Raw genomic sequence first — 12,395 nt, 5'->3', positions numbered from 1 at the left:
TCATTCACGGAAGGGTGCCGGGCGGCTAGCCTGCGGGGATGAGTGTGGAGAAGCTGGAACCGGTGGCGGAGGACTGGCAGAAGGCGCTGGCGATTGTCGCGCACCCGGACGATCTGGAATTCGGGTCGGCGGCGGCGGTCGCGCGGTGGACCAGGCAGGGCAAGGAGGTCGTCTACTGCCTGCTCACCTCGGGCGAGGCGGGGATCGACGGAGTCGCGCCGGACGAGTGTGGACCGCTGCGTGAGGCCGAGCAGATCGAGTCCTCGCGGATCGTGGGTGTGTCGGCCGTCGAGTTCCTCGGGCAGCCGGACGGCACCATCGAGTACGGCGTCGCGCTCCGCCGCGTGCTCACCGCGGTGATCCGTCGTCATCAGCCCGAGATCGTGATCACCAACAACTTCCGCGACACCTGGGACGGCGACGTACTGCTCAACCAGGCCGATCACATGAACACCGGCCGCGCCACCCTCGATGCGGTCCGCGACGCGGCCAACCGCTGGATCTTCCCCGACGCCGGCGAGCGCTGGAGCGGCGTACGCCAGGTCTGGGCCTCCGGCTCACCCAACTCCCGCCACGCCGTCGACACCACTGAAACGTTCGACGTCGGCGTCGAGTCCCTCCGCGCCCACAAGGCCTACATCGAAGGCCTCAACTGGCCGGACTTCGACCCCGCCGAGTTCCTCGAAGGCATCTCCCGCACCTCCGGCACCCGCCTAGGCACCAAATACGCCGCCCCCTTCGAAGTCTTCACCCCCTGACACCCGTCCACCCACAACCATCAAGCCCGGGTCTCAACCCCAACCCAACAACCCGCCGAGCCCCGGCTGACGGCCGTCCCGCCAACGCACCCGCCGAGCACGCCTCACGACCGCCCCAACAACCAACAACCGCCGAGCCTCGGGGACGGCTGGCGGCCGATCACGCCGAGTCGTGGATTTCTCTGCAGAAATCGCTGAGGTGCAGCCGAAATCCACGACTGAGCGGTGGCTCACTTGGCAACTTGTGGGGCGTCTAGTCCTTGGGGAGGTCGAGGGCGGCGTTGAGGTGGGGCGGGTTGGGGGTTGGGCGGCGTGGTTCGCGGTCGCCGGAGGGGTCACCTGGCGGCGGCTGCGGGGTCTGCCAGGAACGCACCAACGTCCTGCCCTTGCGGGAGAGGCGGTGGAGGTCGATCTGCTGGACCTGGCTCGCCGGAATGCCGAGTTGCGCAAGACTGCGGTTCGCCATCGTGCAGGCGTCATCGTGCTTGCGCGGCGAGAGCTTGTGCTGCAGGACGACGGCGATCGTGCCGTCGGGAAGGTCTTCGACCCGCTGGAAGCGCATCCCCTTGTCGAGGGAATGAGACTTGAGCGCGAGCGTGATGTAGTCGGTGTCGGACAGTCGTCGGTCAGTCTTAGCGCGAGCAACCACTTCGTACCGGGCCATGTACCGATCATGCGTCGCCACTCGATCGTTTTCCAGGAAACCGGATTCGATGACGTCCTTCGAGTACGGCGACATCGCAGTCGCACGGCTATCGCTTGGAGTCGCGCGCCTATCGGCTGCAGTCGCACGGCTATCCGTTGGAGTCGCGCACCTGTCAGATGCAACGGCGCGGCTGTCGGTTGGAACGGTGCGGCTGTCGGTTGGAACGGTGCGGCCACCGGCTATCGGCCCTCGGCCTCAGCCGTCGCCTGCTGGTCGAGCGGGTGCGGCTGCTGGTGGAGGTCACCTACCGATCGCGCGGCAGCGGCTAGAGCTGGAGGGCTCGGTTGGCGTCGGCGAGGACAGCAGGGGAGGCGAGGGACTGCCAGCGGGGGACCTGGTCCTGGAGGAACGGGCGGAGCTTGGGGGTCAGGGCGGGTGCGTGGTCCAGGACGTCGAGTTCGTTGACGATGGTGAGGTCGACGAAGTCGCGGAGGTCGGCGCCGGACAGCTCCTCGGACGTGCCGGTGAAGCGGTCGGTGACGGTGTGGTGCTCGGCGAGGTCGCGCCAGGTGGTTTCGCGTTCGCAGGAGCCGTACCGGTAGACGAGCAGTTCGGCCTCGGGACCGATCACGGCTTCCAGGACGGGGCGTTCCTGCTGCCAGTCGAACAGGTGGGTGGGGAACCCGTCGGTTCCGTACGCCGCGTGCGCGAGGCCGGCCAGGACCACGGTGTCGGAGGCGCCGAGAGTGGTCAGGCGCTTGGCGACGCGGTGGAGGTGGACGTACAGGCTCCCGCCCGCGTGCTCGAGCTCGTCGGCGCCCCGCACCAGCAGCAGCGATCCCATGTCCTGAAAAGCGCTCATCTGACCCCTTCATCCGGAGTGGCCAGGGCCCAGCAGGAACGGCCCAGGCAATCACGGTAAGGCTTCACTGACCCCCTCGCCCAGACATCCGGCGCGGCGGGTTCGTCACATTTCTCTGCGCTCGGGACATGTGCGGCTGCGAGTCCTGTGTGGGGGTAGCAGTCGATCAGTCGGCGCAGGGCGGCTGATCGCGGTCTGGGGTGGGTGCTGCCGCGGCCGCCACTGTCTCTGTGGGTAGCTGCCGTTTGGTGCTTCCCACCCTCGTGCGGGAGGAGCGCACGGAATCCGTCGCAGCGAACGGGTGGAAAGCACCAAACGCCAGCAGTTGTGAAGCAGGCCGGCACCCCAGGACGGGCCGGCGAGCAGATCCGGGTCGGCGGTGGGCAGCGCGGTCGTGAGGTGGCGACCGTCGAGCCCGCCGGGCGCGGGGTCAGTCGGCGAGGTCTGCCAGGGCCTTGCGGGCGGCTTCGAGCTCGGCTTCCAGGGCGGCTACCTTGGCGGCCTGCTGTTCGCGGGCGGCTTCGATGACCTCGTCGATCGGGGTGGAGAGGTCTTCGTGGAGTTCCTTGGCGGCGCGGGAGACGGCGGCCGCCGCGACGGCGAGGTTGCGGGCCAGGTAGGTGCTGCCCTGCTTCAGCTCGGCGTGCCACTCGCCGTCCGCGGTGCCGGTGACGGTCAGCGTCAGCTCGAGGGTCTTGGTTTTCTTGCCGGCCGCCTTCTTGGCCGGGGCCTTCTTCGGCTTCTCGGTCTCGGCGGCGGGCGCGTCCGTGACCGGCGCGGCGTCGGGTGCCGCGGTCGGGGCGGCGTCCGTCGGGGTCTTGGTGTCGGGAGTGTCGGCGACGTCCGACGGCGCTTCTACTGCCAGAGTGTCTACAGTCATCGTTGCGGCGATCTCCTTCTGAACATCGCCCGCCGTGAGCGGGCTGGCGCTGAGAGTCTATTAGAACATATGTTCGACACTCAGGCCAATTCAGCCCCACCTGCAACAATCTTCACCCCAGAACCCGCATCCCCGCCGAGCCCTCCCCGCGCGAGGGCAGGCGTGCTGTGTGTCGGGTGATGCGGCCAGCACGCGCCGTGGGTCGGAGTGTCACGGGCCGGACCCGGGTGGGGTCCGGCCCGGCTGGGGTCTAGCTCAGGACTGGGTTTCGGAGCGGTCGCCGGACCACTCGAGGTGGAAGGTGCCTTCGCGGTCGGTCCGGCGGTAGGTGTGTGCGCCGAACAGATCGCGCAGACCCTGGATCAGAGCGGCCGGCAGCCGCTCAGCCCGCAGGCCGTCGTAGTACGAGAGCGATGCCGAGAACCCAGGCGCCGGTACGCCGACCGAAGCCGCAGTAGCGACCACCCGCCGCCAAGCCTCCTGCCCACCCGCAATGGCTTCCTTGAAGTACTCGTCCACGAGCAGCGAAGGCAGATCCGCGTCCCGGTCGTACGCCTCCTTGATGCGGTCGAGGAAGCGCGCCCGGATGATGCACCCGCCACGCCAGATCGTCGCCATCGCGCCGAGGTCGATGTTCCAGTCGTACTGCTCGCTCGCCGCCCGGATCGCGTCGAACCCCTGTGCGTACGCGACCAGCTTCGACGCGTACAGCGCGTGCCGCACGTCCTCGATGAACGCGTCCCGGTCCACATCCGCCTTCGCCTCGGCCGGCCCGGGCAACACGCCGGCCGCAGCGGACCGCCGTACGACGTCACCCGAGAGGGACCGGGCGAACACGGCCTCGGCCATGCCGCTCACCGGGATGCCAAGGTCGAGGGCGGACTGTACGGTCCACCGGCCGGTGCCCTTCTGCTCGGCTTGGTCCAGTACGACGTCCACGAACGGACCGCCGGTGGTCGGGTCGACCTGGCTGAGCACCTCCGCGGTGATCTCGATCAGGAACGACTCGAGGTCGCCGGTGTTCCACTCCCGGAACACGTCGGCCAGCTCGGCCGGCGACAGACCGAGCACGTGCCGGAGCAGGTCGTACGCCTCGGCGATCAGCTGCATGTCGGCGTACTCGATGCCGTTGTGCAGCATCTTCACGAAGTGGCCGGCGCCGTCCGGGCCGACGTGCACGCAGCAGGGTTCGCCGTTCACCTGGGCGGCGATCTTGGTCAGCATCGGCTCGAGTGCGGCGTACGACTCCGGCGAGCCGCCCGGCATGATGCTCGGACCGTTCAGCGCGCCCTCCTCGCCGCCGGACACGCCGCTGCCGACGAAGTGCAGGCCCTTCTCGCGCAGCGCGGTCTCCCGGCGCCGGGTGTCGGCGAAGTGTGCGTTGCCGGCGTCGACGACGATGTCGCCCTCGTCCAGCAGCGGCACCAGTTCGTCGATCACCGCGTCGGTCGGCTCGCCGGCCTTGACCATGATGATGATCTTCCGCGGCTGTTCCAGCGCCTCGACCAGCGCGGGCAGATCGGCAGCGGGGGTGAACTCGCCCTCGTGGCCGAACTCCTTGATCAGGGCGTCCGTCCGGGCCTGCGACCGGTTGTGGACGGCGACACGGAACCCGTTGCGCGCCAGGTTCCGGGCCAGGTTGCGGCCCATCACCGCGAGGCCGGTGACGGCGATCTGGGCTGGAGCAGAACTCATCGAATCTCCCGCTGGTCAGTGTGGTGTCGGGTCCCAGTCTGTCGCGCGCAGCAACTGTGCGGACCAGCGGGGCCAATCGGCGGACGCACTGTGCGCACGCTCGCGCGAATTAACAGATCGTGCGCACGAAGTAAACGGTTCCGAGCTCTTCTCAAGCACAGTGCAACGATGGTAAACATCTGAGAAATCGATTTCCCACACCGTGAAAGTTCCCCGTACTGCGAAGTCGGAAGGCCGCCCATGTTCCGTCGTGTCGCCGCGCTGGCTGTCAGCGCCTTGCTCGTCCTCCCCGTTGCGAACGCCGCCCCAGCCTCCGGTACGACGTCCGCCTCCGGTACGACGTCCGCCTCCGGTACGCCGTCCGCCTCCGGTACGACGTCAACCGCAGGGACCAACGCCAACGGTCCGGTCGGCTGGGACGTGTACCGGGACCTCGACCGGTTGCCCGAGCTGCAGACCGGCGTACGGACCAAGCAGTTCTCCAGCTTCGGCCGGGACGGCACGAACAACGACGGCTTCGACGGCAAGTACTCCTGCCTGCGGACGAGCGCCGCCGGTTGTGTCATCGCCGAGGACGAGGGCGCCGGCGAGGTCGGCACGATCTGGTTCACCCGGGACGAAGGCAACGTCACCAAGACGGGCACGATCACGATCGAGCTCGACGGCAAGCAGGTGATCCACACGTCCCTGCAGGACCTGGTCGACGGCAAGCTCGGCGCGCCGTTCGTCTTCCCGCTGGTCGCGAATGCCAAGGAGACCAGCGGCGGCGTCTACATCCGGGTGCCGATGCCGTACCAGCGCTCGATGCGCATCACCACCCAGAGCAACCCGTACTTCTACCACGTCGGCTACCGCGAGTTCCCGGACGCGAACGGCATCAGCACGTTCGATCCGGCCGACAAGGCCGAGGACGTCGTCGCCCTGCTCAAGGCGTCCGGCACCAAGGACCCCAAGCCGGCCCAGCCCGGTGCGCAGACCAAGGCCACCGACCTGAACGTTGCCCCCGGCAAGCGCATCACCCTGGCCGACGCCCAGGGGCCGGGTGAGGTCAGCGCGCTCAGGCTCAAACTGCCCGAGATCGTCGGCCTGGATCTCCAGTCCGTCGCCGACGACGGCCGGGCGTTCACCGGCAGCAGCAAGTTCACGATGACAATCGACCCGGCCAATACCGGGGTGAAGCTGATCCGCCGGATGGACCTGCGGATCGGCAACCAGCGGGCGAAGGTGCTGGTCGATGGCGCCGAGGCCGGCGAGTGGGCTCCGCTGAAGGCGGAAGGCGCGCAGTGGCACGACCAGGTGGTCGATCTACCGGCCGAACTTACTGCCGGTAAGTCGCAGATCACCGTCACCAACGAGTTCATCTCCTCCGACCTCGACTTCAACGAGTTCACCTACTGGGCCGACTCGATCGTCGGCGGTACGGCGAAGCGCACCGACACCCTCGATCTCGGACCGAACCACCTCGCCGACGAGCAGGCCCACGGCTACGTCATCACCCAGCAGGTCTGGAGCGGCACGCACGCGATGGCCTACGCCGCGACCGAGGAGGACGCCGCCCGGGTCAAGCCGTCCGACTCGTTGCTGGCCGGCGTCCGCGTCCAGGTGACGATCGACGGCCAGAAGCGGGTCGACGCCCCGATCGGTGAGTTCTTCGGCTCCGGCCTCGGCGAGAACCCGGTCCGCTCGCTCTTCTTCGCAATAGACCCCGACGGCTGGTACTCCGCCTGGTGGCCGATGCCGTACGTCGGTCGCGCCACGGTCACCCTGGTGAACGAATCGTCGTACCGGCTGACCGGTAAGGCCGAGGTCACCACGGCCCGCGATGCGCGCAACGGCGCCGACCTGCTGACCGGGAAGACCGGGTACTTCAGCGCGATCTCGGCGCGCGGCGAGACCACGCAGGGCAGTGACTGGACGTTCGCGGACGTCACCGGGCGTGGGAAGTTCGTCGGCGTCTCCCAGACGATGGAAGGTTTGCTTGCCGACGGCAACACTCGCGGCTACCTCGAGGGTGACGAGCGGGTGTCCGTCGACGGCGAGCGCACCCCGGCCATCCACGGCACCGGTACGGAGGACTACTACGAGTCGGGCTGGTACTTCAATGCCGGCACCTACTCGACCCCGTTCCACGGCAACTCGGCGCACGAGGTCAAGGCCGGGTTCTGCACGTACGAGTGCGACGGCGCGTGGCGGTTGCACATCACCGACTCGATCGGGTTCCAGAACCACCTCGACTTCAGCATCGAGCACGGCCAGCAGGACGACCACCCGGCGATCTACGGCTCGACCGCGTTCCTCTACACCGCAGCGAAGTTCGGTGCCCGCGAGACCGACCGGATCGACACCGGCTCGGCCACGAGCCTCCAGCAGCACGGGTACGTCGACAGCGGCGCGCAGACCTACGACGTGACGTCGGTGTACGAAGGTGAACACGACGACACGATCCTGACCGACCAGGTTCGGGCGACCGCACAACCGATCCGCTTCAGCGCAACCATCGACCCGGTCAACCGCGGTGTGACGTTGCGCCGGACGAGCGATCAGAACACGGCCGGTCAATCGGTCAAGGTGATTGTCAACGGCAAGGACGCCGGCACCTGGTTGCAGCCACTCGGCAACGATCAGCAGCGCTGGCTGGACGACAACTACCAGTTGCCCCCAGCACTCACTCTCGGCCGCACCAAGCTCGACATCGAACTCCGGCCGACCGGACCCAGTTGGACAGCAGCGGCGTACGTCGTGCAGTCCCTCGTCCTCCCGTACGACGACAAGCGGGCGCCCGGTGTGGTCACCGGAGTGAAGGCCACCGAGCGGGCCGACAATGCGATCAACCTGTCGTGGTCGGACGCCGGTGACGACAGCGGGATCGCGAAGTACAACGTCTACGGCGCGAAGGCCGGCGGCACCGAGAAACTGGTCGGCAGCAGCCCGTTGCCCGGCTTCGTGCACCGTGGTCTCGGGCTGAACGAGACCTGGTCCTACCGCGTCGCCGCCGTCGACCTGGCCGGTCACGTCGGCGGCAAGTCGGCGGCCGTGCAGGCGTCGACTGGCAACACGATGCGGATCGAGGGTGAGGCGATGTTGCCGCCCGTCTCGTCGACGGTGGCGGTCGACCCGCAGGGCAACTGCTGTGGCGTCAGTTGGTCCAACGGTGCCCAGGCCTGGATCCACGGCACCAAGGCCGGGGACAAGGTTGTGCTCGGGTTCACCGTGCCGTCGACCGGCTCCTACGACGTGTCGACCGTGCTGACGAAGGCTGCCGACTATGGGATTGTCGACATTCAGATCGACGACCAAGCGCCGGTCAGCTTCGACGGCTACGTGGCATCCGGGGTCAGCACGCAGGAGCTCGACCTCGGCACGGCGCAACTCACGGCGGGCACTCACCAGCTCACCATCACTCTCACCGGCAAGAATCCAGCTGCGACCGGCTATCTCGTCGGAATCGACCTCCTCGACCTGGTGCTCAACTCATGATCCGCAAACTCCTCGCCGCACTGGCCGGCCTTGCTGTCCTCGCCACCCCTCTGCAGGCCGTCGCGTCGCCCGGGCAGGTCCGGATCACGCCGTACGTCCAGGTCGACAAGGTGGTTGCCGCCGGCACGTTCGCCAAGGTCTACGACCCGGGTGTGGGGGAGACCGAGCCGTGGTACTACAACGACCACACACTGGTGCAGGACCGGGCCACCGGCACCTGGCACGTGTACGCGATCACGCACGCGGAGCCGGCCAACCCGCTCGACGAGAAGAGCTTCGGCCACGCGACCGCGCCGACGCCGAACGGTCCGTGGACGAAGCAGCCGCCGGCGCTGATCGCCGATCCGGCCGCGGGTGAGAGCCACATCTGGGCGCCGTACGTGCTGTACGACGCCGGCACCTACTACATGTACTACGCCGGCGGCACCTCCGACCACACGGCGTACCGGATGCATCTGGCGACGTCGACCGATCTCGTGCACTGGACCCGGGATGCGGCGGCCAATCCGCTGTTCACCGACGGCTTCGACGGGCGTGACCCGACGGTGCAAAAGGTCGGCGACCAGTGGGTGATGTACTACACGGCCAACTCGACGCCTGCCGGCGGCAACCACATCGTTGCCTACCGCACCAGTACCGACCTGAGGCACTGGAGCGACCGTCGGACGGCGTTCCAGCATCCGGCGACCGGCACATTCGGCGGTCCGACCGAGTCGCCGTTCGTCGTCCAGCGCGGCACCGACTGGTACCTGTTCGTCTGCTGCGACGGTGGTTACGAGTCGACCAGGGTGTACAAGAGCAAGGATCCGCTGAACTTCACCATTGATCAGCTGGTCGGGACGATCCCAGCGCATGCGGCCGAGGTCGTGCAGGACGGTCAGGACTGGTACGTCACCGGAGCCGGGTGGGGCAAGGGTGGTCTGTTCATCGCACCGCTCGACTTCGCCAAGGTGCAGGTGACGAAGGGGCGCGTCGTCAGTACCGCGCACTACCGGGCGACGATCGAGACCAGCCCGCGGGCGGTTCTCACCGGTCTGGAGATCGACCCGGCCGGCGGGCGTGCCTATCGGCCGGCCTTGGACTCGACCGGACGCTCCACGGCGCCGTACCTGGCGGTCGGGAACTTCGGCGCCACCGACCTCAGCGGCCCTGCCGCCCGGGTGGATGCCGGCCGATCGTCGTTGACCTTGCGCGGTATCTCCTTCGGCGACGAGCCGGTCACGGCGGACTGGTCGTTCGACTTCGGCCCGACCACGTTCGACACCCGCCTCGACTGGACCGTGCACGGTGCGACGAACGCACCGGTCTGGGAGGTCGCCCTGAACGTCGACTCGGCGTTGGCCGACCAAGGCGATCCGGGCGGTTTCGGGCGGAACGGCGATGTCGCGGGCTTGCCACGGTGGTCGATGGCGACAGGCCAGGGCCTCAGTGTCGTGACGGCGTACCGGGAGGGCTCGGCCTGGTCCGCGGACAACCACTGGTACGACCCGTCGACCGGCGCGGTCGCCTGGCAACCTCTCTGGCAACCGGGCGGGCGGCCGCTCCCACCAGGGTCGTACGACGGTGGCAGTTGGCGGCTCGGTTTCTCCGGGACCGAGCGGGACGTCACCTTCGCCGAAAGCCTGGCGGCCGGCCTGAACTAGGCTCGGCGTGTGACCACGCTCAATCTGGAACCCCGTCATACCGCACTGGTCCTGATCGACCTGATGCCGCGGATCGTGGCGCTCGAGACAGCGCCACTGACCGGGCCCGAGGTGCTCGAGCGGTGTGTGGCCCTGGCGAAGGCGACCCGGTCCGTCGGCGGGTTGGTCGTGAATGTGCGGGTGGAACGGCCCGGGGTCGAGGTGCAGCCGGACGGCAGTGGGTTCGCGCCCGGTATCGGGTCCGAGCCGGGCGACCTGGAGATCGTCAAGCGGACGATCGGCGCCTTCGGCCGGACCGGGCTGGACCACGAGTTGCAGACCCGCGGGATCGAGACCGTCGCGCTGGCCGGGATCGCGACCAACTTCGGCGTCGAGTCGACCGGGCGGGCCGCGGACGACCTCGGCTACGACACCGTCTACATCGCGGATGCGATGACCGGGCTCGACGGTCGCGCGCACGAGTTCGCCGTGTCGGCCATCTTCCCCAGGCTCGGCACAGTCTGCTCCGGCACCGAGTACGTCGCCGCCCTGAGCCCCGCCACCTGAGTACCTCCACCTGAATCTCTCCACCTGAGCCCATCCAGCTGAACCGAGCTCGTGGCGGCGTACCCACGTGAGCCAGTCCACCTGAGCGGACGTGCACCTGCCTTCCAGCCGCCGGTTTGTCGCCTGACCCGTCGGGCACCGGGCGACCATGCTCCCCACCGCGACGTTCCCTGACGCCGCCCGGGCGACCCGCGACGTGTTGCTACCAGTGGTTGCGCAAGGCGCGATCCTGCGCCGGCCGGCCGCATCCAGAGCAGCCGAGTTGCTGCACGCCGACGACCGCGCGCTCCGGCGGGTGCGAGCCCTGCGCCGGAGGTACGGCGAGGGGCCGCTGCTGATCCGGCTCCCGGGCCGGACCATCGCATTGGTCCTGGACCCCGACCACGTCCATCGCATCCTCCGCGAAACACCTGAACCGTTCTCGGCAGCGACCAGCGACAAGGTCGGCGCCTTGGAACATTTCCAGCCGCACGCAGTCCTCGCCACCGACCCGCCGCTGCGCGCACCACGCCGCGAGGTCAACGAGGAAGCCCTCGACTCCCATCGCCCCGTCCACCGCCACGCCGAGTCGATGATCGAGGCCGTCATCGCGGAGCTTCACCTCGAAGGCACTTTCGGCTGGACCGACTTCCGCGAGGTCTGGTCCCGGATCGTCCGCCGCATCGTGCTCGGCGACAAGGCCCGCGACGACACCGAGCTCACCGCGTTGCTCGACGTACTGCGCTCGAACGCCAACTGGGCCGCAGTGCATCCACGCAACCGGAACGCCCAGGAACGTCTCGACCTGAAGCTCGGCGAGTACGTCGAGAACGCCGCACCTGGGAGCCTCGCCGAATCGCTCATGCACAGCACCATCAAGCGGGACAGCCGCATCGTCGAACCCGGTGGTGGACTCGATCCGGCCGGTCAGGTGCCGCACTGGCTGTTCGCCTTCGACGGTGCCGGGATCGCGCTCTGGCGTCTCCTCGCCGTCCTCGCAACCCGACCGGACGCCGCCGACCGGATCGCCACGGAAGAATCGGCGCTGCGCGCGTACGCCGGTGCTGCCGCGCAGGAGTCGGTCCGGTTGTGGCCGACGACTCTCGTCGTACTGCGGGAAGGCCGGACCGAGACCCGATGGGCAGACGGTGCCGCGCCGGCCGGGACCGAGTTCGCGATCGTGAGTTCGGTGTTCCACCGCGACGACGAAGTACTGGATTTCGCGAACGACTTCGTTCCGGAGATCTGGCTGGACGGCCGCTCGGACGGCCCGTGGCCGCTGATCCCGTTCAGCGAAGGCCCAGCGGTCTGCCCCGGTAGGAATGTCGTATTGCTGACAATCAGCACGGCAGCCCATCACCTCGTCACCCACTACGACCTCGACCTGGATCCCCACACCCGGGCCAAGCTCACCGACGGCCCGCTCCCCACCACCTTCGACCACACCGCCCCGCGCATGGGCTTCTGGAGGAAGTGATGAAGGCCAGACCACCTGAGATCGGCGACCTGCGTCTGGCGACCATCGTCGTCAACGCGCTCGACATGGATCGGGCCGCGGACTTCTGGTCCCGCGCGCTCGGCTACGACCGGCCGGACCGGATCGGACCGACCGACCAGTTCGCACACCTGACCGATCCGGCCGGCACCGCGCCGACGGTCCTCATCCAGCGCGCGGAGCAGATCCCGTCCGACCCGGCGCCGGTGCACATCGACCTCTACACCAGCAAGCGGGACGAGCACATCGACCGGATCCTCGCCCTCGGCGCGACCCGCGTCGACGACTGGTCCTACCCCGAGGAACACTCCTTCATCGTCCTCCGCGACCCCGAGGGCAACGAGTTCTGCATGATCCAGGTCGACTGAACGTCAAGAGGATGCTGTGGCAGCCCCGGCCGGCTGCGCACCCTGA

The 12,395-nt window shown here is 68.4% G+C and carries 10 protein-coding genes; 6 read left to right on the top strand and 4 right to left on the bottom strand.

The features are described 5' to 3' along the window. Nucleotides 1-38: 38 nt before the first annotated feature. Nucleotides 39-758, top strand: coding sequence for a PIG-L deacetylase family protein (locus tag EV652_RS21535; protein ID WP_132210983.1), 720 nt, complete (start codon nucleotides 39-41; stop codon nucleotides 756-758). Between the two features lie 253 nt (nucleotides 759-1,011). Here EV652_RS21535 and EV652_RS21530 read toward each other — a convergent pair whose 3' ends face one another. From EV652_RS21530 to gnd, 4 genes are all read right to left on the bottom strand, one after another. Then, nucleotides 1,012-1,422: a hypothetical protein gene (locus tag EV652_RS21530; protein ID WP_132210982.1), complete on the bottom strand. Its 411-nt coding sequence runs from the start codon at nucleotides 1,420-1,422 to the stop codon at nucleotides 1,012-1,014. 307 nt (nucleotides 1,423-1,729) lie between these two features. Beyond that, nucleotides 1,730-2,266, bottom strand: coding sequence for a DUF6817 domain-containing protein (locus EV652_RS21525; RefSeq protein WP_132210981.1), 537 nt, complete (start codon nucleotides 2,264-2,266; stop codon nucleotides 1,730-1,732). Nucleotides 2,267-2,696: 430 nt separating this feature from the next. Beyond that, nucleotides 2,697-3,146 carry a DUF6319 family protein gene (locus EV652_RS21520; RefSeq protein ID WP_132210980.1) on the bottom strand — a complete coding sequence of 150 codons (450 nt, stop codon included), beginning with the start codon at nucleotides 3,144-3,146 and terminating at the stop codon, nucleotides 2,697-2,699. A gap of 255 nt (nucleotides 3,147-3,401) precedes the next feature. Then, nucleotides 3,402-4,841 carry an NADP-dependent phosphogluconate dehydrogenase gene (gnd, locus tag EV652_RS21515; RefSeq protein ID WP_132210979.1) on the bottom strand — a complete coding sequence of 480 codons (1,440 nt, stop codon included), beginning with the start codon at nucleotides 4,839-4,841 and terminating at the stop codon, nucleotides 3,402-3,404. A 240-nt stretch (nucleotides 4,842-5,081) separates the two neighbouring features. On the opposite strand from gnd, the gene EV652_RS21510 reads away from it, so the two are divergent. The 5 genes from EV652_RS21510 to EV652_RS21490 all read left to right on the top strand — a co-directional run bounded on the left by EV652_RS21510 (nucleotide 5,082) and on the right by EV652_RS21490 (nucleotide 12,349). Beyond that, nucleotides 5,082-8,318 (top strand): DUF2961 domain-containing protein, encoded by a 3,237-nt coding sequence (locus tag EV652_RS21510; RefSeq protein WP_132210978.1) that lies wholly within the window; start codon nucleotides 5,082-5,084, stop codon nucleotides 8,316-8,318. Beyond that, nucleotides 8,315-9,961, top strand: coding sequence for a glycoside hydrolase family protein (locus tag EV652_RS21505; protein WP_132210977.1), 1,647 nt, complete (start codon nucleotides 8,315-8,317; stop codon nucleotides 9,959-9,961). The genes EV652_RS21510 and EV652_RS21505 overlap by 4 nt, the downstream gene beginning before the upstream one ends. A gap of 9 nt (nucleotides 9,962-9,970) precedes the next feature. Next, nucleotides 9,971-10,507, top strand: coding sequence for an isochorismatase family protein (locus EV652_RS21500; RefSeq protein ID WP_242001902.1), 537 nt, complete (start codon nucleotides 9,971-9,973; stop codon nucleotides 10,505-10,507). A 148-nt stretch (nucleotides 10,508-10,655) separates the two neighbouring features. Next, entirely contained in the window at nucleotides 10,656-11,963 is a 1,308-nt protein-coding gene (locus tag EV652_RS21495) for a cytochrome P450 (protein WP_132210976.1), read from the top strand. After that, nucleotides 11,963-12,349, top strand: coding sequence for a VOC family protein (locus tag EV652_RS21490; RefSeq protein ID WP_132210975.1), 387 nt, complete (start codon nucleotides 11,963-11,965; stop codon nucleotides 12,347-12,349). Before EV652_RS21495 ends, EV652_RS21490 begins: the two co-directional genes overlap by 1 nt. The last annotated feature ends 46 nt before the right edge of the window (nucleotides 12,350-12,395 follow it).

Source organism: Kribbella steppae, assembly GCF_004342025.1.
GTDB classification, from domain to species: domain Bacteria; phylum Actinomycetota; class Actinomycetes; order Propionibacteriales; family Kribbellaceae; genus Kribbella; species Kribbella steppae.
Note: the sequence above shows the minus strand (reverse complement) of the source record. Positions and strands in the feature narration are given on the sequence as shown.